The organism is Streptomyces sp. NPDC046977 (assembly GCF_040644455.1).
GTDB lineage: Bacteria > Actinomycetota > Actinomycetes > Streptomycetales > Streptomycetaceae > Actinacidiphila.
In genome coordinates, this window is record NZ_JBEYWO010000011.1 from 73,107 (window position 1) to 93,341 (window position 20,235).

The following is a 20,235-nucleotide window of genomic DNA, read 5'->3' on the forward strand; positions in this document are numbered from 1 at the left end:
CTCCGGTTCCCGCCGCGGGGTTACTTATCCTGACCTGTGACGTCATCCTTCGAACCCTGATCCGGAGCACCCCCATGTACTTCACCGACCGCGGCATCGAGGAGCTGGACAACCGCCGGGGCGAGGAGGAGGTGACTCTCGCGTGGCTCGCCGAGCGGCTGCGCGAGTTCGTCGACCTCAATCCCGAGTTCGAGATCCCCGTGGAGCGGCTGGCCACCTGGCTCGCCCGGCTGGACGACGACGAGGACGAGTGACCCGCGGCCGCCCGGCCAGGGCGGCCCCGTGCTCCCGCGCGCTTCCCGCGCCCGCCGCGCGGGCATGATCCACCTCGACGGTAGCCCTGGGCAACCGGTCGCCAAGTGCCCCGGTCCGGCGGGGACTCGGCGGCGCGGGATGGGCGAGGGCGCTTGACTTCCCCGTTACGCGATATATCGTGTCTATCGAGAGACGCGATATGTTGCGTTGTCGGTGTCGGCGCGGCCCCCGCGCCCGGCGACCCCGAGGAGGGGCGGAATGAGCGGAACACCCGGCACACGGGAGTGGAAGGTCACGGAGCCGCACAAGCTGGTCTTCGACGGAGCCGTCGACACCCTGCACGTGCGCATCGTCAACGGAGCCGTCAACGTCGTCGGCGTCGACGAGGGCCCGGCGCGGCTGGAGGTCGCCGAACTGGAGGGGCCGCCGCTGATCGTCACCCACGACGGCGGCACCCTCACCGTCTCCTACGAGGACCTGCCGTGGAAGGGCCTGCTCAAGTGGCTCGACCGCAAGGGCTGGCAGCGGCACGCCGTCGTCTCGCTCGCGGTGCCGCAGCGCACCCAGGTCTCGGTCGGGGTCGTCGGCGCCAGCGCGGTCGTCTCGGGGATCTCCGACCGTACGGCGGTCCGCGGCGTCAACGGCGACATCACACTCGTCGGGCAGGCCGGGCCGGTGACGGCCGAGACGGTGGCCGGGAACGTCGAGGCCCAGGCGGTCTCGGGCGACCTGCGGGTGAACACCGTCTCGGGGGACCTCACCGTGGTCGAGGGCAGCGGCAGCCAGGTCAAGGCCGACTCGGTGAGCGGCAACATGGTGCTCGACCTGGACCCGCGCAGCGGCTCCGAGGTCCGCCTCACCTCGGTCTCCGGTGAGATCGCCATCCGCATCCCCGACCCGGCCGACGCCGAGGTGGACGCCAACACCACCAGCGGCCACGTCTCCTGCGCCTTCGACGAGCTGCGGGTCAGCGGCCAGTGGGGCGCCAAGCGGATCTCCGGCCGGATGGGGGCGGGGGGCACGCGCCTCAAGGCGACCACCGTCTCGGGCGCCATCGCCCTGCTGCGCCGGCCACCCTCCCCGGACGGCGGGTACGGCGCGGACGCGGCGGATCCGTTCCGGAAGGGTGTCTGACATGGCCCCCGTCTTCGCCCACGGCCGGCTCCGCCTCTACCTGCTGAAGCTGCTGGACGAGGCCCCGCGCCACGGCTACGAGGTCATCCGCCTCCTGGAGGAGCGCTTCCAGGGCCTGTACGCCCCCTCCGCCGGCACCGTGTACCCGCGCCTGGCGAAGCTGGAGCAGGAGGGCCTGGTCACCCACTCCACCGAGGGCGGCCGCAAGGTGTACTCCATCACCGACGCCGGGCGCGCCGAACTCGCCTCCCGCGGCGACGAACTGGCCGACCTGGAGAACGAGATCCGCGACTCGGTGTCCTCCCTGGCCGCGGAGATCCGCGAGGACGTCCGCGGCGCGGCCGGCGATCTGCGCCGCGAGATCCGGGCCGCCACCCAGCAGGCCACGCGCACCCAGCCGAGGAACTCCCAGTCCGACTGGAAGGAGCAGGTGCGCCGGTCGAAGGAGGAGATCCGGCAGGCCCGCGAGGAGGCCCGCAACGCCAAGCGCGCCGCCAGGGAGGCGCAGGACGCCGCCCGCGACGAGGTGCAGCGCATCGCGCGGCGCGTGCAGGAGGAGGTCCAGGACCACGTGCGGCGCGGCGACTGGCAGGCCGGCGTCCGCGAGGGCCTCGCCGAACTCACCCGCGAGCTGGGCTCGTTCGGCCGTACGTCCACCTGGCCCCCGTACGCCAAGCCCGAGCCCGCCGAGACCCCCGAGTGGGGGGCGGAGGACGCCGCGGCGACCGGTGACCCGGCCCGCGACCTGGAGCGCCTGCTGGACCGCTTCCGCGACGACGTCCGGGACGCGGCCCGCGACCACGGCGTCGACGCCGAGCAGCTCCGCGAGGTGCGCCGCCACCTGTCCACCGCGGCCGCGCACATCGGCGTCGTCCTGCGCGGCGGGCACAAGGACCGGAAGGACTGACCGGCCGTCCCGCACGGGCGCCACGGGGGCGTCCGTGCGGGGTGCCCGGCGGGGCGGCAGCCGCCTTCAGACCGTCAGGACGACCTTGCCGAAGAGGTCGCCGCCGGCCATCTTCTCGAAGCCCTCACGGGCCCGGTCCAGCGGCAGCACGGTGTCGACGACCGGACGGACCCCGGTGACCGCGCAGAAGCTCAGCAGGTCCTCCAGTTCGTCCTTGGTGCCCATGGTGGAACCGACGACCTTGAGCTCCAGGAAGAAGATCCGGTTGAGCTCCGCGGCCTGGGGGTTGGGGCCGGAGGTCGCGCCGGAGATGACCAGGGTGCCGCCCGGCCGCAGCGACTTGACCGAGTGCGACCAGGTGGCGGCGCCCACGGTCTCGATGACGGCGTCCACCCGCCGGGGCAGTCGCGCGCCCGGCTCGAAGGCGGCGTCCGCGCCCAGGTCCTCCGCGCGCTTGCGCTTGGCCTCGTCGCGGCTGGTGGCGTAGACCCGCAGGCCCGCGGCCTTGGCGAGCACGATCGCCGCGGTCGCGACGCCGCCGCCGGCGCCCTGGACGAGCACCGAATCGCCGGGCCGGACACCGGCGTTGGTGAAGAGCATCCGATAGGCCGTCAGCCACGCCGTGGGCAGGCAGGCGGCCTCCTCGAAGGAGAGTTCCCTCGGCTTGGGCAGCAGGTTCCAGGTGGGGACGGAGACCTTCTCGGCGAAGGTGCCCTGGTACCGCTCGGTGAGGATGGAGCGCGGCTCGTCGGGGCCGACGCCGTGGCCGCTGAGGCCGACGACCGGGTAGACGACCACCTCGTTGCCGTGCTCGTCGATCCCGGCGGCGTCGCAGCCGAGGATCATCGGCAGGCTCTCCTCGCCGAGGCCCACCCCGCGCAGCGACCACAGGTCGTGGTGGTTGAGGGAGGCGGCCTTGACGGTGACGGTGCTCCAGCCGGGGCGGGCCTGCGGTTCGGGGCGGTCCCCGAGTTCGAGGCCGTTCAGGGGCTGGTCGCGGTCGATGCGGGCGGCGTAGGCAGCGAACATGGCCATGACGCTAGCGGCGCGCGGCACCCCGGCGGAACCGTACCGGGATGTGACACGCGCCGCTGCGCGACGACTGGTTGCGGCAACCGGCTCAGCGCCGGGCGACGCCCTCCGCGCGGGCGGCGGCGGCCACGGCCGCGGCGACCGCGGGGGCGACCCGCTCGTCGAAGGGCGAGGGGATCACCCGGTCGGCCGACAGGTCGCCGTCGACGACGGCGGCCAGCGCCTCGGCGGCGGCGATCTTCATGCCCTCGGTGATGCGGGAGGCCCGCACCTGGAACGCGCCGGAGAAGATGCCGGGGAAGGCGAGCACGTTGTTGATCTGGTTGGGGTAGTCGCTGCGGCCGGTGGCCACCACGGCGGCGTACCGGTGCGCCACGTCGGGGTGGATCTCGGGCGTCGGGTTGGCCATGGCGAAGATGAAGCAGCCCTTGGCCATGCCCGCGACGGCCTCCTCGCGGACGGTGCCGCCGGAGACGCCGATGAAGACGTCCGCGCCCTCCAGTGCCTCCTCCAGCGAGCCGGTGAGGCCGGTCCTGTTGGTGTACGCGGCCAGTTCGCGCTTGGCGGAGTTGAGGTCCTCGCGCCCGGCGTGCACCACGCCCTTGCGGTCGGTGACGGCGACGTCGCCGATGCCCGCCTCGACCAGGATCTTGGCGATGGCGACACCCGCGGCGCCGGCGCCGGAGATCACCGCGCGCAGTTCGCCGAGCGTACGGCCGGTCAGCCGGACGGCGTTGCGCAGCGCGGCCAGGGTGACCACGGCCGTGCCGTGCTGGTCGTCGTGGAACACCGGGATGTCCAGGCGCTCCTGGAGCTTGCGCTCGATCTCGAAGCAGCGGGGCGCGGAGATGTCCTCCAGGTTCACCCCGCCGAAGGACGGCGCGAGGCGCACGACGGTCTCGACGATCTCGTCGACGTCGGTCGTGGCGAGGGCGATCGGCACCGCGTCGACGCCGCCGAACTGCTTGAAGAGGATCGCCTTGCCCTCCATGACGGGGAGCGAGGCCTCGGGGCCGATGTCGCCCAGGCCCAGCACGGCCGTGCCGTCCGTGACGACGGCGACCACCTGGGACTTCCACGTGTAGTCGTACACCAGCTCGGGCTTCTCGGCGATGGCGGTGCACACGCGCGCGACGCCCGGGGTGTACGCGAGCGACAGGTCGTCGGCGTTCCGCACCGGGACGGTCGCGGACACCTCCATCTTGCCGCCGCGGTGCAGTGCGAAGGCCGGGTCCACCGGGCTCTCGGGGCCCTCGCTCCCTGCGCCGTCGCCGGATTCACTGCCGTCGGTGCGAGGATTCAGAATCTCCGCTGCCACTGTTGACCCCTTTGTCGGAATTGTCTATGAGGGTACTACCCCCCGCGACAGGGGATAGGTGGGCTCGGCTTCCGCGCCCGGGCGCGCAGTGGTCCCGGGCAGCCCGGACGCCGGACGCGCCGCACGCGCGTGGAGGGCCCCAGGTGAGGGGTGACGATCCGTTGTACCGGAAGACGGTTTCCGCCGACGAGTCGACTCCGCCGTTCCATGGTGTCGCGCACCGGGGGGTTTGCAGGGAACGCGACAAGTTGTCCGCATAGCGGGACAGGAAACGTGACGCACGCAACGTCGCGACGCGACCCCACCGCGGTCCGGCCTTGGTGTACCTGCCCGATGAGATCCAGGGGATCGCCCGTTATGCGATTTTGACACAACCGGACCACTCCGAAGACATGCCCGGATGGCAAGATGCGGGGATCACACGCTGTAGCGACAACCGCATACATGTACCCGGATGATCGCCTGATCCAGGACTCCCGCAGGAGGAACCAGCAATGACCGCACCCACCCCCCGTCGCTCGACCGTGACGAGCCGCTTCGCCGCCGTCGGAGCGATCGCGGTCGCCGGTGCCCTCGTGCTCACCGGCTGTGGCGACCAGACGGACAAGGGATCCTCCGCGTCGCCCTCCACCGGCGCCTCCAAGGCACCGCTGTTCGACAAGCTGCCGGCGTCGGTGCAGTCCGCCGGTGTGATCAAGGTCGGCTCCGACATCGCCTACGCGCCCGTGGAGTTCGTCGACGGCGGCAAGACCGTCGGCATGGACCCGGACCTGGCCGACGCGCTCGGCAAGCAGCTCGGCGTGACGTTCGAGTTCAACAACGGCACGTTCGACACCCTGCTCACGGGTCTGCGCGGCAAGCGCTACGACATCGTGATGTCCGCGATGAGCGACACCAAGAACCGCCAGGACGGCGTGGACTCCGACACCGGCAAGAAGGTCGGCGAGGGTGTCGACTTTGTCGACTACTTCACCGCCGGCTCTTCGATCATCGTGAAGAAGGGCAACCCGGAGGGCATCAAGTCGCTCGCCGACCTGTGCGGCAAGAACGTCGCCGTGCAGCGCGGCACCACCTCGCAGGACCTGCTCAAGGCGCAGAAGTGCGACAAGCCGATGGCGATCCAGCCCTTCGACACCGACGCGGACGCGCAGACCCGCCTCAAGGCCGGCGGCGTCGTCGCGGACGTGTCCGACTTCCCGGTGGCGGCCTACGCGGTGAAGACCTCCGGCGGCGGCCAGAACTTCGAGCTCGCGGGCGAGCAGGTCGAGGCCGGCCCGTACGGCATCGCCGTGTCGAAGTCCAACACCCAGCTGCGCGACGCCCTCCAGGCCGCGCTGGACGCCATCATCAAGGACGGCTCCTACAGCAAGGTGATGGACAAGTGGGGCGTCGGCGACGGCGCCGTCACCGAGGCCAAGGTCAACGGCGGCTCCTGAGCCACGACGGCAAGAGGGCACTCCCCATGTCAGACATGTCAGAACCGAAGGACGAGAGCACGCCGGCCGGGCCACCGGCCGGCGTGACCTCCCACCCCGAGGCCATCAAGGCGATCCCCGTGCGGCACTACGGCCGCTGGGTCGCCGCCCTGGTGGTGCTCGCGGTGCTGGGCCTGCTCGTCAACGCCTTCGCCAACGCGAACATCAACTACCAGGCGATCCCGGACTTCCTGTTCGACTCCGCCGTCCTCAAGGGCCTGCGCAACACCGTGATCATCACGGTGGTCGCCATGCTCGTCGGCCTGCTGCTGGGCATCGTCCTCGCGGTGATGCGGCTGTCGAAGAACCCGGTCACCTCCTCGGTGGCCTGGGGCTACATCTGGTTCTTCCGCGGCACCCCGGTCTACGTCCAGCTGCTGATCTGGTTCAACCTGGCGCTGATCTTCCCGGTCGTCAATCTCGGCTTCTACAAGGACGAGATGAACCAGTTCATGACCCCGTTCATGGCCGCGCTGCTGGGCCTGGGGCTGAACGAGGCCGCGTACATGTCGGAGATCGTGCGGGCGGGCATCCAGTCCGTCGACGAGGGCCAGACCGAGGCCTCCCACGCGCTCGGCATGACCCAGGGCCAGAACCTGCGCCGTGTGGTGCTGCCGCAGGCGATGCGGGTCATCGTGCCGCCGACCGGCAACGAGTTCATCAACATGCTGAAGACCTCGTCGCTGGCGGCACAGGCCGCGCAGTACGCGGAACTGCTGCGCTCCACCACGGACATCGGCAACACCACCGGCGCCACGGTCGAGATGCTCTTCCTCGCCGCGGTCTGGTACCTGGTGCTCACCTCGGTGTTCTCCGTCGGCCAGTACTACCTGGAGCGCCGCTACGCCCGGGGCACGACGCGCAACCTGCCGCCCACCCCGTGGCAGAGGATCAAGCAGAACCTGGCCCCGGTGCGCCGCGGCCCGGTGGCGGGAGGTGCCTGATGACCGACTTCAGCAAGGGCACCGGCGGCCACCCGATGGTCAAGGCCGAAGCGGTGCACAAGTACTTCGGCCCGGCCCACATCCTCAAGGGCATCGACCTGGAGGTCGCGCCCCGTGAGGTGTTCTGCCTGATCGGCCCGTCCGGCTCGGGCAAGTCCACGTTCCTGCGCTGCATCAACCACCTGGAGCAGATCAGCGCGGGCCGGCTGTCGGTCGACGGCGAACTCGTCGGCTACCGGCAGAAGGGCGACAAGCTCTACGAACTGAAGGACCGCGAGGTCGCCGCCAAGCGCCGTGACATCGGCATGGTCTTCCAGCGCTTCAACCTCTTCCCGCACATGACCGCGATGGAGAACATCATCGAGGCACCGGTGCGCGTGAAGAAGGAGTCCAAGGCCGTCGCGCGCGAGCGGGCCACCCGCCTGCTCGACCGGGTCGGGCTCGCCGACAAGGCGAACCACTACCCCTCGCAGCTCTCCGGCGGCCAGCAGCAGCGCGTGGCCATCGCCCGCGCGCTGGCGATGGAGCCGAAGCTGATGCTCTTCGACGAGCCGACCTCCGCGCTCGACCCCGAGCTCGTCGGCGACGTCCTGGACGTGATGCGCGGGCTCGCCGAGGACGGCATGACCATGATCGTCGTCACGCACGAGATGGGCTTCGCCCGCGAGGTCGGCGACGCGCTGGTCTTCATGGACGACGGTGTGGTGGTCGAGTCCGGCCACCCTCGCGACGTGCTGACCAACCCGCAGCACGACCGCACCAAGACGTTCCTGTCCAAGGTGCTCTGACCGGAGCCCCGGCACGGGAACGGACACGGCGAGGGACGGCGCCCGGCGGCGCCGTCCCTCGCCGTTGTACGTGACGGGGTGTACGGGGCCCGCTCAGCGCAGGCCGAGGACGATCGCGTCGGTCGCCGAACGCCAGATCTCCCGTGCCTCCCCGAAACCCGCCTCGCGCAGCGCCTCGACGTGCCAGGACGGCGGCAGTTCGTCACCGTCCGCGTGGGAGCCGTAGATCGCCCAGCGCTCCTCGACGGGGCCGGCGAGCAGCGGGTCGGCCTTGGCGGTGGCCCACCACTGCTCCCAGTCCAGCGCGCCCGCGGCCTGCTCGCGGTCGCGGCGGGCGTGGTCGAGGGCGCGGACGGCGGCGTTGAGCCGCGGGGTGGACGCGTCGGGCATGTGGTCGGCGTTCATCAGGACGCCGCCGTCGCGCAGCAGCCCGGCGAGGGTGCCGTACAGGGCACCGAGCGGCCCGGGCTTGAGCCAGTGCAGCGCGGTGGCGGTGAGAACGGCGTCGTAGCGGCCGTGCGGCAGCCGGGCCGGCCACTGCGGGTCGCGCAGGTCGGCGGTGACGAACTCGACGCGCCGTTCCCCGGCGAAGTACCCGCGGGCGATCGTGAGCAGCGCCGGGTCGAGGTCGACCCCGGTGGACGTCGCCCCGGGGAAGCGGCGCAGCAGGCGGTCGGAGATACTGCCGGTGCCGCACGCGAGGTCCAGTACCCGGGGCTCCGGGCCGACCAATGCCTCGACCATGTCGAGCATGACCCGGAAACGCTCCTCGCGGTCCGGGAGGTACCACTCCTGCTGCCGGTCCCAGCTGTCCTGCCAGGCCTGCCAGCCGGCCGCCGCGGTGGTGGTGGTTCCGGACATCCGCATCCCCTCCAGATGTAATACCCTGAAAGCCAGATCAGCCATTACCAACCCTAGAGCGCGGGCGTAAGGACTACAAGTGGAACTGGCCCATTACTCAGACCTCGCCTCGCGCCTGGTGAACAGCGAGGAGCCCGAGCGCGGCAGCGACACCCTGACCTCGGTGGAGGCCGTACGGGAGCTGTTCGGGCCGGCCAGCCAGGCCGCGAACCGCCTCACCGAGGCCGACGTGCAGCGGCTGCGCGGCGTGCGCACCCGCCTGCGGGGCGTCTTCGAGTCCGCCTCCGAGGGCGACGAGGTCCGCGCCGTGGACCTGCTGAACTCACTGCTGCTGGAGTTCCCGGTCAGCCCGCAGATCTCCGGGCACCAGCACCTGAACAAGAGCGGCCGCCCGGACTGGCACATGCACCTGGCCGAGCACGCGGCGACGGCGACCGCGTCCTACGCCGCGACCGCCTGCATGGGCCTGGCGTTCCAGCTCACCGTCCTCGGGGTGGACCGGCTCGGCATCTGCCAGGCCACCACCTGCCGCAACGCCTACATCGACACGTCGACCAACCACTCGCGCCGCTACTGCTCCGACCGCTGCGCCACCCGGGCCAACGTCGCCGCCTACCGGGCCCGCAAGCGCCTGGAGAACGACCGGTCCGCCCTCAGCGGCCGCACCGACGACGCCACCCAGCCCGCCACCCCGGCCACCGAGCGCTGAACCTCGATCGGCGGCCGGAACCGGCCGAGCCCCCGGGCGAGCACCAGCTCGTCCGGGACGGTGCCGAACTCCCGGCTGTCGTTCTCCACGAAGGTGTTGTCGCCGAGCACCCACCAGCCGCCCTCGCGCCGTTCCACGGCGCGTTTGACGATGAGCAGGTCCTGCTGCAGCGGATGCCGCAGCACCACGACCTCGCCCTCACGGACCTCGTCGGCGCCCGCGACATGACGCACGAGCAACCAGTCGCCGTGGACCAGTGTCGGCACCATCGACGGACCTGTGACCTCGACCAGCTGGAACGGCACTCTCCTCCTCTGCCCAGCCCCCGGTTCCCGCATGCTCCGCCTCCTCGTCCCGTCCTCCACCAGCCCAGGGTGTCACCAGACTTTTGTCCTAAGCACCAAGGGGCCCCGAGAAAACCACCCGGACAGGGAGTAATCTCGCTCGTGGAAAGACGATCACGAGGAAGGACAGTCATGCTCGCTCGCCTGTTCGCGCCCAAGGTGAAGGTCAGCGCCCACTGCGACCTGCCCTGCGGCGTTTACGACCCGGCCCAGGCCCGCATCGAGGCGCAGTCCGTCAAGGCGGTCCAGGAGAAGTACCAGGCCAACGAGGACCCGCACTTCCGCGCGCGCGCCATCGTCATCAAGGAGCAGCGCGCGGAGCTCGTCAAGCACCACCTCTCGGTGCTGTGGAGCGACTACTTCAAGGCCCCGCACTTCGAGAAGTACCCCCAGCTGCACCAGCTCTTCAACGACGCGCTGAAGGCCGGCAGCGCCGCCAAGGCGTCGACCGACCCGGCGACGGGCCAGAAGCTGCTGGACCTGATCGACCAGATCGACGCCATCTTCCAGGAGACGAAGAAGGCCTGATCCGGCGTCGGCAGGTGGGCGCCCGGCCGCTTCGGCGGCCGGGCGCCGGCGTTCCCGGGACCACGCGCCGTCAGGCGGCGCGCGGTCCCGGGGGTGTTCAGCCCCGGTCGAGCACGGCCGGCGGCGGCACCGGGGAAGGGGTGCCGCGCACGCGGCGCAGGAATTCCAGCTCGTCCATGACGCACAGGACCGTCATGGGCAGCAGGGGCTCGGCGGCAGGCGGACGGTGGCGCGGCCCGGCGAGGCGGCGCACCAGACGGACGGCGCGCGGCAGGACACCGCGGCCGGGCCGGAGCGGACGCGGACGCCGGCGCACTCGGAAGCGGGCGCGCATCTAGGACACCGCCGGTCCGGAACGCAGCCAGCCGATCACGGCGTTGACCGTCGGGTAGTCCAGTTCGGCGATCCGGGCGACGGCCCAGGCGTCGTCGCCGCGGATGCGGACACCGGCGGCGTCGAGGGCGCAGTGCAGCATGACCTGGTGCGCCTGGGTGGCGGGCAGGGTCCGCCCCGGCCGGATCTGCTGCCGCAGCGACGAGGAGATCGGCAGGGGCGGCGTCGGTCGTTCGACGGTCATGCGTGGATCCCCTCGAAGTAGTCGGACAGGGCGCCGGTGAGTTCGGTCCTGCTGTGCCATTCCCGGTGGCCGATGAGCTCGGTGTACACACGGGACCAGAAGGCCGCGACCACCGCGTGGTCGGCGCGGTCCGCGACCAGGCCGGTGGGCGGGGCCAGGCCGCCCGCGTGCGCCCGGTCGGTGAAGACGAGCGTGACGAGGGGGGCACGCTCGCTCTCCGGGCCGGCGTCGGCGGGCGCCGCGTCGCGCAGTACGGCCCTGCTCAGGGCGTCCGCCGCGACACCGGCCGCGGGCGCGGGCCCCGTGCTCCAGCCCATCAGCCGCCTGCTGTGGGCCTCCAGGACGACCACGCACAGCACGTCGCCCTGCCGGGTGGGCAGTGAGACGGCGTCGGTCACCCACAGCCGCCCGGGAACGCCCGACCGTCCCTGGAGACCGGCCCGGCGCATGAGCAGTTCCACCGTGCCGTGGCTGACCGAGACGCCGTGCCGCAGCAGCAGTTCCTCGTGGACGCGGCGGTATCCGAAGGTGCCGCGCGAGGCGGTGTGGATCGAGGTGATGAGGTCGGTGAGCCATGCGTGGCGCAGGGAGCGCGCCGACGGGGTGCGGTTGCGCCAGGTGAAGTAGCCCGACTCGGAGGTGCCGAGCACGCGGGTGGCGGTGCGTACGGGCAGCCCCTCCCCCGCCATCATGTGCACGGCCTCGAAACGCCTTTTGGGGACACCACATCGCGCAGCAGTTCCGTCGCGCGCCGGTGCACGGCCAGTTCGGTCTCCAGCTCGCTGATGCGCCGGCGCGCCGCGCTGAGCTCGGCGCCGGTCGTCGGCAGCCGGCGCTTCCTGCCCAGGTGCGGCAGGTGGGTGCGCCGCCACTGGTAGACCGTCTGGTCGCTGAGGTCGAGCGTGTCGGCGACCTTCCGTACGGGCTCGCCGGCGGTCAGCAGATCGAGGGCCTTGCGGCGCAGCTCGGGCGGGTAACGACGAGTGGGCACTTCTTTTTCCTCCGGGGGGAGCCGGTTCGGGGTGTGCCCCGGACCGGGGCCCGCCCTGGGGGTAAGGGGGTGTGTGCGGGCGGGCCCCGGTCCGGGAGTTGAGGGGGCGGTGCGTTCAGGAAACGTTTCAGCTGACGTGGCGCCGCATGCTGACGGTGGGCTGGAAGGCGCTCAGCGGGCTCACGCCGCGCGCCGCCGGCACGGCGTCCGCAGCCCGGCCGAGGATCGCCTTGACCTCGGCGGCCAGCGCGTCGGCCCGGCTCTCGACCACGCCGGCCGGGTCGTCGCAGTGCTCCAGGGCGGACAGCCGGCGGCGGACGTCGGCGAGCCGGGCGCGGTCGGCCCGGCCCAGGACGAGCGGGCGCGGGGTCGCCACGATGAACTGGTAGGCGCCGGCGAAGGTCTGGCAGCCGGCGCAGTGCTCGTTCACGGCACGGCTGATGTTCGTGGCGGTGATCCGCCGGATGTCGACACCGGACGTGGTGACGATCTGGAAGGACAGCGCCACCGACCGGCACGGCCGGTCGAGGGAGCAGCCGGCGGAGGCGGCGACCGCCCGGTTGTGCGCGACGGCGGCGACGAGCGGGCCGTACTCGTGGATCGCGAACGAGTCGTCGTACTGCACCCGGTGGGCGCGATTGGCCAGCGTGTGGGCCTCGTCGACGGCGGCGGCGGCGACATCGCGGGGGATGCCCGACCGCGGTGCCGCGACCGCGCCGGCCGGGGCCGCGGTGGCGAGGGCGGCCAGTCCTGCGGCGGCCAGCATGACCGGCCCGGCGGCCTTGCGGCCGAACGTGCCCGTGCGGGGCTTTCGGTGCGTCACGTGCTTCTCCTGTACGGGTTGTGCGGAAGGGGTGTGCGACGGGAGGGGACCGGCCGCGCGTCACGAGGGGAAGGGCGGGGGGCTGATGAAGGTGAACGGCGGGGTGGACGGCGGCACCGACGGCGTCACCGAGTCCGAGGGCGAGGCGCTGGGCGAGCCCTCGGACGGACTGGGCCCGGCGGTCGCGGTGGTGCTGCTGCCGCTGGGGCTCGGACCGCTGCGGGTGGGCTGCGGTGAAACGGAGGTCCTGACGGCCGAGGGGGAGGCGCTGGGCGTCGCCGGAGCGGAGGAGGAGGCGCTCGGCGACGGTGACGCGGACGGCTCGGCCGTCAGGGGCGGGGCGCTCGCCGCCGGGGGCAGCGAGGGCGGGGTCGTGCTGGGCAGCGGCGACGGTGCCACCGTGCGCAGCGGCCGGATCTCCGGCACCCCGGGCTGCAGGATCGGGGCGATCGGCGGCTGCGGCGGCAGCGGCTTGGGGGTCACGCCGCCCAGCCACGCACCGCACAGCGCGGCGCCTCCCGCCAGGACGACCCCGCAGAGGGCCAGCCGCAGCCGCAGGTTGCCCTCGGTGGCCCGGACCACGGCACGTACCGCCCGCCCGCCCAGGCGGACCGACAGGTAGGCCGCGCCGGCCAGCGGGCAGATCAGCATGAGGCTGCCGAGGATGCCGACCAGGCCCGCGGCGATCTCGCCGTCGGCGAAGGCGAACCAGGTGCCGGCCAGTTGCTCGGCCAGCGAGCGCAGACTCGTGGCCAGCAGCCGCGGCAGGTTCCACAGCACGTAGCCGAGTTCGGCCAGCAGCAGCGGCACCATGGTGACGACCCACGCGGTGACGATGACCCGGGCGGAGCGCTTGAGGTCGGCGACGTCCGGGTGCACCGGGCGGCCCGGCCGCATGCTGAGCAGGATGGGCTTGATCTTGCCGAAGAGGTCGGGAACCCCGGCCAGGTCACCGAGGATGTAGTAGCCGTCGAGCCGCACGGCCGGCATCAGCTGCTCGACGATCTCGAAGTGCGCGAGGTAGATCGCGCCGAGGAAGAAGGACTGCCCGGTGGCGAAGTACCCGGCGGCCAGGGCGAGTATGAAGACGACGTTGAAGTAGACGCCGCCCAGGTCGGTGCGCATGCGTCCGGCCCGGCCGATCCGGTACACGTCCGTGACGTCGGTGTACATGGACGGCCAGATCAGGAAGAGCCCGCAGCCGATGGCGCCCGGCCGGGCGCCGCTGTACCGGCAGGCGGAGGCGTGCCCGAACTCGTGGAAGACCAGTGAGGCCACCGTCAGCGCGAACACCACGAGCATCAGCACCGGCTGCTCCAGCACCTGGAGCACCGGCGTCATCGCGCCGTGCACCAGGAACAGCCAGAACTCCATGACGACCGCCGCGCCGAGCACCAGGGCGACCACCGGTGGGCGGTGCAGCCAGGCCAGGGCGTTCGCGATCCGGGCGACCTGCCGCTCGCGAAGCACCACCCGGTGGCCCTTCAGCACCAGCAGGAGGTCCGCGGTCGGGCCGCTGACCTTGTCGTCCTCCTGACCGAACGGCACGGTGACGCCGAGCGGCTGGAGTTTGTGCTCGATCAGGTAGTGGATGTTGTCCGCGCTGACCTCGCGGCCGAACCGGCCGCTCACCCGGTGCGAGACGGCCTCGGTGTCCCGGCGGCCGTCGATGGCGCCGGCGACCAGGTAGAGCAGCCTGCTCAGCTGCACGACCTGCCCGTCTCCCCGGCGGACCAGGTAGCGGGGCTCGGTGAAGCCCGATCCCTGGTACTCGCCCAGGAGTTGGAGTCCCGCGCCGAGACGCGGAACGGGAAAGCCGGTGTCGTACGCGGGCGGGCCCGCATCCGCCTCGTACACCGCCGTTCCCGTGGGGCCGGGGCTGCCCGCCCTGTGACTGTGGGGCACCGTCTGCTCTTCCTCCCGAGGCGGACCGCACCGCGCCGGGCGCGGTCCGCACGGACACGGGGTGTGGTTACTGGCGGATGCTGATCGCCTGGGTGGCCTCGGACTGGGCGACGGCGAACGGCGAGTCGACGTTCGCGGCGAGCGAGTCGTTGTGGGCCTCGACGTGTGCCACGTGCTTGGTCACGTGGGTGGTCTTGACGAAGCTGAACTTCAGCTTGCCCAGGGCCTCGCGGCCGGGCAGCAGCTCCGCGGACTCGGCGTCGAGCTGGTCGTTGTTCATGAACGGGTACCTCTCTCGGATGATGGGGGGCGAGCGGCCACGGGCTACTGGCAGATGCTGATGGCCTGCGTGGCCTGCGACTGCGCGACGGCGTACGGGGAGTCGACGTTGACGCCGAGCGACTGGTTGTGGGCGTCGACGTGCGCGACGTGCTTGGTCACGTGCGTCGTCTTGACGAAGCTGAACTTGAGCTTGCCCAGGGCCTCGCGGCCGGGCAGCAGCTCCGCGGACTCGGTGTCCAGCTCTCGCATGTCGAGCATGAAGGTTCCTTCGGACGAGGGGCGTGGCAGGCAACGGATCCCAGAATCCGTCCATCCACACCGGACGAACTGTCTGACGGCGTTGGACAGTAGCCGCGCACCCCACCCCGGGCAAGCCTCTTCCCGTTCACCGACGCATCGTCAACTGCGCCGCCCGATACGGGAAACGACTGGTGGGAGGCCATCGTGCGGCCGGCCGCCCGCACCCCCGGGCCACCCCGTTATCACCCGAACGGGTCAATCCACTCGCTTCCCGAACTGAGGAAGTCCCCATGGAAGCGGCGAAGTCCGGCGAATCGGTGGCTATCCTCTCGATCTCCGAGGCGCAAGAGCCGACCGAGCCTCCGGTGAGAGGGGTGCACGTGCTTTTCGTTCAAGGGGCGTCCGCGACCGCAGTCGTCCGCCACCGGACAGGAGAGTCCGTTGTCCTGCTTTCCGGCGAACTCCCCTCCGTTCTGACCCCGTCGAGTCTGAACGAACTGCTGAATCTCGCTGCCGCGGTACTGACCCCGGAGGAGATGGAGCTGTTCCGCAGCTGTCTGACCGCGCTGCGCTGCGGGGAGAAACTCCAGGAGCGCCGCATCGAGGTCAGCGGCGCCGTCCTCACCGTCCACAGCAGCTGAAACACACAACGGCGAATTCGGCGGACGCAATGTGCGGGGCATTTACAAAATCACCTCGGGCGCCCGACATGCCGAATACCGGTCACCCTGGAGGGTGTTTCCCGGGACCGTTCACCGAAAGACCTCCGTGCAGTCGACGGCAAAGCTCAAGGGCGGTTTTGCATCTCGTTGACAACTCCCTTTGCAGGTCGCCCGATCGGCCTCGCCGGCACCCGGCGCCGAATGAATTCCGTCCGGCCGCCGAGTAACGTTCGGCGGGCCATCCGGCAATTCATCCACTGTGAGGAGAAAACCGATGAGAAAAATCGCTCGGGCCGCTGCGACGACCGCCCTGGCAGCCGTCGCGGTGATCGTGCCGCTCACCGGCACGGCCGTGGCCGCGCCCTCGCACGCCGTTTCCGGCGGCTGGGACCGGGGCGACGGCTGGGGCCGCGGCGACGGAGGCTGGGGCCGGGGCCACAACGGCAACTGGTGCGGGGGCCACCACCGGGGCGGGGTCCGGCTGTGGACCTACTACCGCTGGAGCAACGGCTGGGGCCACGGCCGGGGCTGGGACAACCGCGGAGGTGACCGGTTCGGCTTCGGAGGCGAACGCTTCGCGTTCGGACGCGACGGGAGGGACTGCGGCTGCGGCGACGGGTTCCGTGGCGGGCGTTTCTGATCCCGCCGGTTCATGAGGCGGGCCCCCGGGGGGCGCATTCCCCCGGGGGCCCGCCCCTGCCCGCCATGATGGTGGATCAGCTGCTGTAGACGGTGAGGACGGCGCCGCTGACCTCGATGCGGCGCTCCTGGAGTTTCTCCCCGCAGCGCAGCGCGGTCAGACAGCTGCGGAACAGCTCCATCTCCTCCGGGGTCAGTACCGCGGCAGCGAGATTCAGCAGTTCGTTCAGACTCGACGGGGTCAGAACGGAGGGGAGTTCACCGGAAAGCAGGACAACGGACTCTCCTGTCCGGTGGCGGACGACTGCGGTCGCGGACGCCCCTTGAACGAAAAGCACGTGCACCCCTCTCACCGGAGGCTCCGGGGGCCCACCCACTCGTCCCGGGACTGGAGAGAATATCCACGTTCCCTCCGGTCTTTGTCCGTTCTTGGGTTACTTCACCACCACCCGGCACGGCAGAACCGGCATGAGCATGCCGCTACGGAGGGGATGCCCGGGTCAGCGGACCCCGGCAAGGGCCACATCAGCACCCTGCTGCATCAGGCCGCCCGGGCCATCGGCAGTACCGGGCCGTCCACCAACGACGCCCCCATCTTCCCGCCGCGGCGGCCGTGGTGACGGAGTCTCAGTCGGACGGCTCCGGGGCGGGCGCGGGACCCCCGGCGGAACCGGGTCCGGCTTCCGCTTCGGGGGCACTGCGCAGCAGGGACTCGACGAGGGCGGCGACATGGCGGCGATCGGCCTCGGACAGCCGCTGGACACTGGCGATCAGGGTGGCGACCTCCGGGTCGGGGGCGGCACCGCCCTCGCCACCGGCGGCCGTGCCGTCCGCGAAGTACAGGTGGATCCCACAGGCCTCGGCGGCGGCTCTGCGCACGGCGTCCAGCGGGAGTTCCAGGCCCCGGGCCAGCCCGTCCAGCGTGGACTGCTGCGGCATCCTGGCAACCCGCGCGCTGGTGGCCAGGTGGTGCACGGTCGACCGCGGCACGCCTCCCCGGCGCGCCACCTCGCCGTACGACCAGCCCCGCTGCTCCAGCCGGCGCCTGATCAGTTCCTGCAGTGCGTTGCCCACGGAGTGGATTCTTCCTGCTAGCACGTCGGTTGACCCGTCCGAGTGAGATCGAGTCTATAGCGGCCACCGCGGTGCGCCCCGGCTGCGGCTGCCCTCACCTGCACCTTCACCCTTCCACGCGGCACCGTCCGGACTCAAATGCCGCGAAATGCTTGCCGCGAGCCGCCCCAGCCACTAGCGTCCGACGTGACCAGACGTGCCGTCCAATATTTCTGGACAGCGCAACGCGGACCCTCTGTCCGCCCGGGCCGGCCCTCCCTCCGGCGACGGTCCGACCCCGGAATCCTGACAGCGATTCCACGCACCCCGGGGCGATTTTCCCGAGCATCACCAAAACTGCACCCCGGGCGCATCGTCCCCACCTTCAACGCTTCCGCGACACGGCGCGTCACGCCCGGCGCCCGCCACATCCGGACGGAATCTAGAGGTGATCAAGCGCGGCACACCCCGGATGCCCAAAACTGGCCGCTTTTGCCCCATCCGATCAAGTGATTCAACGTCATGGGCATGGGTCGCAGCAGATGCCGACAGCCGGCTGTCGGTGTTGTGCCCGCGGCGGACCCGGGAGAGACCGGTCTGCGACGGATGTCGCGGGCGCGCCCGGGCCCCCCTCGCCCGGGACCGCGCTCACGACCTGACGGCTCGCAACGTACGCACGATGCGCCGCACGGCCGGATGGCGGCGGAGGGCCTCGGCGCGGACCGGGGCCCCGCCGGGCAGCCGCAGGCTCGTCAGGCGGCGGCGCTTGAAGTAGCGTGCCGGGCCCGCCCGATGACGGGTGAGCCAGGCCTCCGCCTCCGGGCGCAGCCCGGGTAGGGCCCGTGCCTGCATGCAGTAGCCCACGGTCCGGATCAGCGGCGCCAGGCGTTCCGCGACCAACTCCCCGGTGAGGGCGGGGGGCTTGCCGACCACTTCCGTGTCGTGTTCCAGATCGGGCAGCGCGGCGTCGATCAGCGTCAGCGGCACGCGGTTGCTGTTCTCGTACGGGCTGATCCGCTCCAGCAGCAGTTCGGTGCCGACCCGGGCGGCCGGGATGCCGTAGAAGGACGCGGCGGTGATCAGCGCCGTCGAGAAACAGCCCACGACGAGCTCGGGACGGTCCCGTTCGAAGAGGGTCTCGGCGAGCACCGGCGCGTCGAGGACGGCCAGTTCGGCCCCGAGCTCCGCGGCCGCCCGCTCCATGGAGCGCGACAGGTGCGCGGGCGCGCTGGGGTGCGGCTTGAAGAGCACCGAGGTGTGGCCCGCGGCCACCGCGCCGCGCAGTATCCGCGCGTGCAGCTCGTCCTCCTCCTGTTCGGAGATGAGGTCCAGCGCGGACAGGTACTGGCCGAGGAGCACCGCCGTGTACCGGCCGGGCGCCGCGGGCGCGGCAGCGCCGATGCCGGAGAGCGTGCGCAGGAAGGACTCGGCCGGGATCGGCACCGCCTCGACGTCGTACTCCGAGAGCAGCAGGGGGCGCAGTCCCGGCAGCAGGTCGAGGTGGAGCAGGCGCGCGATGCGGCAGGCGATGCCGCCGGGCAGCCGGTCGCGGGTGGGGCCGTAGCTCATCAGACCGTCGGCGTACACATGGATCGTGCTCTCGGCGAAGATCTCGGCCGCCGCGCGGGAGGGGTTGGCCTGAAGGGACTCGCAGGCGATCTCCACCGGCTCGTCCCCGAGGTCCCACGCCAGGCGCAGCGACCGCTCCCACAGGGGGAGGTCCTGCTCACGGGGGGACCAGCCGACCGGGTGGTGCGGGGCGACCGTCTCGTTCCAGAAGTGCACCGCGTCGAACTCCGGGCGCAGCTCCTCGAATCCGGCCATCCGGTCCAGGGGTGTGGTCAGTTCGGGGATGGCCGAGGTGTTGCTCACCACGAGGAGGCGCCGGCGCCCCTCGCGCGGGCCGAACAGCCCTGCCCGGACGGCCGCCGTGACGGTCGCCGCCGCGTACTGGGTCGCCGCGAAGAAGATCTGGATCATCTGGGACAAATTCCTTCATGCCGGGCACACGCCCGCCGCGCACCCGGCGCGGCGTCTGGTCCGGGGCGCAGCCGCTCTCTCCTCAGCATCACGGCCCGGCTCCCCCGGGACCAAGCCCGGCCGCCGGATATCACCGGACCGGGTGACCCCTGTACGGACGGGCTTACGCGCACGTCACCCGTTTGCGCCGCCCTCGCGGCCCCGGCCCCGCGGGCCCTCGCCGGGCGCGCCGGGACCGGCCCGGAAAAAATCTTCGGCCGACGTGTCGATCCGCGTGCCGTCCGTTCGACGCGTATGCAGAGGCGGGGCAGCGGCCCCGCCGTCACGCAGCGGAAACAGCACTGAGACAGAGGAGTACGGCAATGCGTTTCATGTCCCTGATCCTGATCAACGAGGACAAGGTGCCGGCCGGCGGCCCGAGCGAGCAGCTGATGCAGGACATGGGCAAGCTCATCGAGGAGATGTCCGCGGCCGGCGTGCTGCTGGACACCGCCGGGCTGCGCCCGCCCGCCGAGGGCTTCCGGATGCACTGGGACCACGGGAAGCTGACCGTCGTCGACGGGCCCTTCACCGAGTCGAAGGAGTTCATCGGCGGCTACGCGATCATCCAGGCGAAGTCCAAGGAGGAGGCCCTGGAGTGGACCAAGCGCTTCCTCCAGGTGCACGGGGACGCGTGGGAGCTCACCTGCGAGGTGCGCGAGATGGAGGAGGCCCCCGAGCTGGCCTGAGGGCGCGCCCGCGCCGCTCCGCCGAACGGGTTGCAGCTGCCGGGAGGGGCTGCTCTGATG

The 20,235-nt window shown here is 71.5% G+C and carries 27 protein-coding genes; 12 read left to right on the forward strand and 15 right to left on the reverse strand.

Annotated elements, in window-relative coordinates:
- Positions 1-74: 74 nt before the first annotated feature.
- The 3 genes from ABZ883_RS18585 (at position 75) to ABZ883_RS18595 (ending at position 2,296) form a co-directional block, all read left to right on the forward strand.
- Positions 75-254, forward strand: coding sequence for a DUF6104 family protein (locus ABZ883_RS18585; protein ID WP_360907133.1), 180 nt, complete (start codon positions 75-77; stop codon positions 252-254).
- Positions 255-513: 259 nt separating this feature from the next.
- Positions 514-1,389 (forward strand): DUF4097 family beta strand repeat-containing protein, encoded by an 876-nt coding sequence (locus tag ABZ883_RS18590; RefSeq protein ID WP_360907135.1) that lies wholly within the window; start codon positions 514-516, stop codon positions 1,387-1,389.
- Position 1,390: 1 nt separating this feature from the next.
- A complete protein-coding gene (locus tag ABZ883_RS18595; protein ID WP_360907137.1) occupies positions 1,391-2,296 on the forward strand; it encodes a helix-turn-helix transcriptional regulator in 906 nt (301 codons plus the stop codon).
- 66 nt (positions 2,297-2,362) lie between these two features.
- Here the strand turns inward: ABZ883_RS18595 and ABZ883_RS18600 are convergent, their stop codons facing one another.
- Positions 2,363-3,325 carry a zinc-binding dehydrogenase gene (locus ABZ883_RS18600; RefSeq protein ID WP_360907139.1) on the reverse strand — a complete coding sequence of 321 codons (963 nt, stop codon included), beginning with the start codon at positions 3,323-3,325 and terminating at the stop codon, positions 2,363-2,365.
- A gap of 91 nt (positions 3,326-3,416) precedes the next feature.
- Complete coding sequence (locus tag ABZ883_RS18605) at positions 3,417-4,646, reverse strand: NADP-dependent malic enzyme (RefSeq protein ID WP_360907141.1); 1,230 nt, start codon at positions 4,644-4,646, stop codon at positions 3,417-3,419.
- 494 nt (positions 4,647-5,140) lie between these two features.
- On the opposite strand from ABZ883_RS18605, the gene ABZ883_RS18610 reads away from it, so the two are divergent.
- Genes ABZ883_RS18610 through ABZ883_RS18620 form a run of 3 tightly spaced genes read left to right on the forward strand, consistent with a single transcriptional unit; the run spans position 5,141 to position 7,853 of the window.
- Positions 5,141-6,082, forward strand: coding sequence for an ABC transporter substrate-binding protein (locus ABZ883_RS18610; RefSeq protein ID WP_360907143.1), 942 nt, complete (start codon positions 5,141-5,143; stop codon positions 6,080-6,082).
- A 35-nt stretch (positions 6,083-6,117) separates the two neighbouring features.
- The gene (locus ABZ883_RS18615) at positions 6,118-7,065 is read left to right on the forward strand and encodes an amino acid ABC transporter permease (RefSeq protein WP_360907145.1); all 948 of its coding nucleotides are present in this window, start codon (positions 6,118-6,120) and stop codon (positions 7,063-7,065) included.
- Positions 7,065-7,853, forward strand: a complete 789-nt coding sequence (locus ABZ883_RS18620) for an amino acid ABC transporter ATP-binding protein (RefSeq protein ID WP_360907147.1) — start codon at positions 7,065-7,067, stop codon at positions 7,851-7,853. The genes ABZ883_RS18615 and ABZ883_RS18620 overlap by 1 nt, the downstream gene beginning before the upstream one ends.
- Before the next feature lie 93 nt (positions 7,854-7,946).
- Here ABZ883_RS18620 and ABZ883_RS18625 read toward each other — a convergent pair whose 3' ends face one another.
- On the reverse strand, positions 7,947-8,714 hold the full coding sequence (locus tag ABZ883_RS18625; protein WP_360907149.1) for a class I SAM-dependent methyltransferase: 768 nt from the start codon (positions 8,712-8,714) through the stop codon (positions 7,947-7,949).
- 79 nt (positions 8,715-8,793) lie between these two features.
- On the opposite strand from ABZ883_RS18625, the gene ABZ883_RS18630 reads away from it, so the two are divergent.
- Positions 8,794-9,423 (forward strand): CGNR zinc finger domain-containing protein, encoded by a 630-nt coding sequence (locus ABZ883_RS18630; RefSeq protein WP_360907151.1) that lies wholly within the window; start codon positions 8,794-8,796, stop codon positions 9,421-9,423.
- Here the strand turns inward: ABZ883_RS18630 and sodX are convergent.
- A complete protein-coding gene (gene sodX / locus ABZ883_RS18635; RefSeq protein ID WP_360907153.1) occupies positions 9,327-9,761 on the reverse strand; it encodes a nickel-type superoxide dismutase maturation protease in 435 nt (144 codons plus the stop codon). The genes ABZ883_RS18630 and sodX overlap by 97 nt on opposite strands.
- Before the next feature lie 138 nt (positions 9,762-9,899).
- Between sodX and sodN the strand changes: the two genes are divergently transcribed.
- Positions 9,900-10,295: a superoxide dismutase, Ni gene (gene sodN, locus ABZ883_RS18640; protein ID WP_018563636.1), complete on the forward strand. Its 396-nt coding sequence runs from the start codon at positions 9,900-9,902 to the stop codon at positions 10,293-10,295.
- Between the two features lie 97 nt (positions 10,296-10,392).
- Here sodN and ABZ883_RS18645 read toward each other — a convergent pair whose 3' ends face one another.
- The 8 genes from ABZ883_RS18645 to ABZ883_RS18680 all read right to left on the reverse strand — a co-directional run bounded on the left by ABZ883_RS18645 (position 10,393) and on the right by ABZ883_RS18680 (position 15,131).
- Positions 10,393-10,629: a hypothetical protein gene (locus tag ABZ883_RS18645; RefSeq protein ID WP_360907155.1), complete on the reverse strand. Its 237-nt coding sequence runs from the start codon at positions 10,627-10,629 to the stop codon at positions 10,393-10,395.
- Positions 10,630-10,872 (reverse strand): hypothetical protein, encoded by a 243-nt coding sequence (locus tag ABZ883_RS18650; protein WP_360907157.1) that lies wholly within the window; start codon positions 10,870-10,872, stop codon positions 10,630-10,632. It abuts the gene before it with no gap.
- The gene (locus tag ABZ883_RS18655) at positions 10,869-11,564 is read right to left on the reverse strand and encodes an IS3 family transposase (RefSeq protein ID WP_360907415.1); all 696 of its coding nucleotides are present in this window, start codon (positions 11,562-11,564) and stop codon (positions 10,869-10,871) included. Before ABZ883_RS18655 ends, ABZ883_RS18650 begins: the two co-directional genes overlap by 4 nt.
- Entirely contained in the window at positions 11,561-11,863 is a 303-nt protein-coding gene (locus ABZ883_RS18660; RefSeq protein WP_360907159.1) for a transposase, read from the reverse strand. Before ABZ883_RS18660 ends, ABZ883_RS18655 begins: the two co-directional genes overlap by 4 nt.
- A gap of 127 nt (positions 11,864-11,990) precedes the next feature.
- Positions 11,991-12,686 carry a hypothetical protein gene (locus tag ABZ883_RS18665; RefSeq protein ID WP_360907161.1) on the reverse strand — a complete coding sequence of 232 codons (696 nt, stop codon included), beginning with the start codon at positions 12,684-12,686 and terminating at the stop codon, positions 11,991-11,993.
- A gap of 60 nt (positions 12,687-12,746) precedes the next feature.
- On the reverse strand, positions 12,747-14,543 hold the full coding sequence (locus ABZ883_RS18670) for a hypothetical protein (RefSeq protein WP_360907417.1): 1,797 nt from the start codon (positions 14,541-14,543) through the stop codon (positions 12,747-12,749).
- Between the two features lie 115 nt (positions 14,544-14,658).
- Positions 14,659-14,871, reverse strand: coding sequence for a hypothetical protein (locus ABZ883_RS18675; RefSeq protein ID WP_360907163.1), 213 nt, complete (start codon positions 14,869-14,871; stop codon positions 14,659-14,661).
- A gap of 44 nt (positions 14,872-14,915) precedes the next feature.
- Positions 14,916-15,131 carry a hypothetical protein gene (locus tag ABZ883_RS18680; protein ID WP_319665718.1) on the reverse strand — a complete coding sequence of 72 codons (216 nt, stop codon included), beginning with the start codon at positions 15,129-15,131 and terminating at the stop codon, positions 14,916-14,918.
- Positions 15,132-15,403: 272 nt separating this feature from the next.
- On the opposite strand from ABZ883_RS18680, the gene ABZ883_RS18685 reads away from it, so the two are divergent.
- A complete protein-coding gene (locus ABZ883_RS18685; RefSeq protein ID WP_360907165.1) occupies positions 15,404-15,754 on the forward strand; it encodes a hypothetical protein in 351 nt (116 codons plus the stop codon).
- Between the two features lie 295 nt (positions 15,755-16,049).
- Entirely contained in the window at positions 16,050-16,415 is a 366-nt protein-coding gene (locus ABZ883_RS18690; protein WP_360907167.1) for a hypothetical protein, read from the forward strand.
- A 76-nt stretch (positions 16,416-16,491) separates the two neighbouring features.
- On the opposite strand, the gene ABZ883_RS18695 is transcribed toward ABZ883_RS18690, so the two are convergent.
- The gene (locus tag ABZ883_RS18695; RefSeq protein ID WP_360907169.1) at positions 16,492-16,752 is read right to left on the reverse strand and encodes a hypothetical protein; all 261 of its coding nucleotides are present in this window, start codon (positions 16,750-16,752) and stop codon (positions 16,492-16,494) included.
- A gap of 153 nt (positions 16,753-16,905) precedes the next feature.
- On the opposite strand from ABZ883_RS18695, the gene ABZ883_RS18700 reads away from it, so the two are divergent.
- On the forward strand, positions 16,906-17,034 hold the full coding sequence (locus tag ABZ883_RS18700) for a hypothetical protein (protein WP_360907171.1): 129 nt from the start codon (positions 16,906-16,908) through the stop codon (positions 17,032-17,034).
- 7 nt (positions 17,035-17,041) lie between these two features.
- Here the strand turns inward: ABZ883_RS18700 and ABZ883_RS18705 are convergent, their stop codons facing one another.
- Together ABZ883_RS18705 and ABZ883_RS18710 are read right to left on the reverse strand one after the other, a co-directional pair.
- Positions 17,042-17,488, reverse strand: a complete 447-nt coding sequence (locus ABZ883_RS18705) for a helix-turn-helix transcriptional regulator (RefSeq protein ID WP_360907173.1) — start codon at positions 17,486-17,488, stop codon at positions 17,042-17,044.
- 627 nt (positions 17,489-18,115) lie between these two features.
- Positions 18,116-19,447 (reverse strand): polysialyltransferase family glycosyltransferase, encoded by a 1,332-nt coding sequence (locus ABZ883_RS18710; RefSeq protein ID WP_360907175.1) that lies wholly within the window; start codon positions 19,445-19,447, stop codon positions 18,116-18,118.
- 362 nt (positions 19,448-19,809) lie between these two features.
- Here ABZ883_RS18710 and ABZ883_RS18715 point away from each other — a divergent pair, with 362 nt between their 5' ends.
- Complete coding sequence (locus ABZ883_RS18715) at positions 19,810-20,175, forward strand: YciI family protein (RefSeq protein ID WP_360907177.1); 366 nt, start codon at positions 19,810-19,812, stop codon at positions 20,173-20,175.
- The last annotated feature ends 60 nt before the right edge of the window (positions 20,176-20,235 follow it).

Bases quoted from the DNA above. Each gene is read 5' to 3' on its own strand.
- ABZ883_RS18620 (WP_360907147.1), top strand. From the start codon at position 7,065: ATGACCGACTTCAGCAAGGGCACCGGCGGCCACCCGATGGTCAAGGCC.
- ABZ883_RS18625 (WP_360907149.1), bottom strand. From the start codon at position 8,714: ATGTCCGGAACCACCACCACCGCGGCGGCCGGCTGGCAGGCCTGGCAG.
- ABZ883_RS18650 (WP_360907157.1), bottom strand. From the start codon at position 10,872: ATGACCGTCGAACGACCGACGCCGCCCCTGCCGATCTCCTCGTCGCTG.
- sodX (WP_360907153.1), bottom strand. From the start codon at position 9,761: ATGCGGGAACCGGGGGCTGGGCAGAGGAGGAGAGTGCCGTTCCAGCTG.
- ABZ883_RS18595 (WP_360907137.1), top strand. From the start codon at position 1,391: ATGGCCCCCGTCTTCGCCCACGGCCGGCTCCGCCTCTACCTGCTGAAG.
- ABZ883_RS18610 (WP_360907143.1), top strand. From the start codon at position 5,141: ATGACCGCACCCACCCCCCGTCGCTCGACCGTGACGAGCCGCTTCGCC.
- ABZ883_RS18710 (WP_360907175.1), bottom strand. From the start codon at position 19,447: ATGATCCAGATCTTCTTCGCGGCGACCCAGTACGCGGCGGCGACCGTC.
- ABZ883_RS18700 (WP_360907171.1), top strand. From the start codon at position 16,906: ATGCCCGGGTCAGCGGACCCCGGCAAGGGCCACATCAGCACCCTGCTG.
- ABZ883_RS18585 (WP_360907133.1), top strand. From the start codon at position 75: ATGTACTTCACCGACCGCGGCATCGAGGAGCTGGACAACCGCCGGGGC.
- ABZ883_RS18645 (WP_360907155.1), bottom strand. From the start codon at position 10,629: ATGCGCGCCCGCTTCCGAGTGCGCCGGCGTCCGCGTCCGCTCCGGCCC.
- ABZ883_RS18690 (WP_360907167.1), top strand. From the start codon at position 16,050: ATGAGAAAAATCGCTCGGGCCGCTGCGACGACCGCCCTGGCAGCCGTC.
- ABZ883_RS18590 (WP_360907135.1), top strand. From the start codon at position 514: ATGAGCGGAACACCCGGCACACGGGAGTGGAAGGTCACGGAGCCGCAC.
- ABZ883_RS18615 (WP_360907145.1), top strand. From the start codon at position 6,118: ATGTCAGAACCGAAGGACGAGAGCACGCCGGCCGGGCCACCGGCCGGC.
- ABZ883_RS18685 (WP_360907165.1), top strand. From the start codon at position 15,404: ATGGAAGCGGCGAAGTCCGGCGAATCGGTGGCTATCCTCTCGATCTCC.
- ABZ883_RS18600 (WP_360907139.1), bottom strand. From the start codon at position 3,325: ATGTTCGCTGCCTACGCCGCCCGCATCGACCGCGACCAGCCCCTGAAC.
- ABZ883_RS18680 (WP_319665718.1), bottom strand. From the start codon at position 15,131: ATGCTCGACATGCGAGAGCTGGACACCGAGTCCGCGGAGCTGCTGCCC.
- ABZ883_RS18655 (WP_360907415.1), bottom strand. From the start codon at position 11,564: ATGATGGCGGGGGAGGGGCTGCCCGTACGCACCGCCACCCGCGTGCTC.
- ABZ883_RS18675 (WP_360907163.1), bottom strand. From the start codon at position 14,871: ATGAACAACGACCAGCTCGACGCCGAGTCCGCGGAGCTGCTGCCCGGC.
- ABZ883_RS18715 (WP_360907177.1), top strand. From the start codon at position 19,810: ATGCGTTTCATGTCCCTGATCCTGATCAACGAGGACAAGGTGCCGGCC.
- sodN (WP_018563636.1), top strand. From the start codon at position 9,900: ATGCTCGCTCGCCTGTTCGCGCCCAAGGTGAAGGTCAGCGCCCACTGC.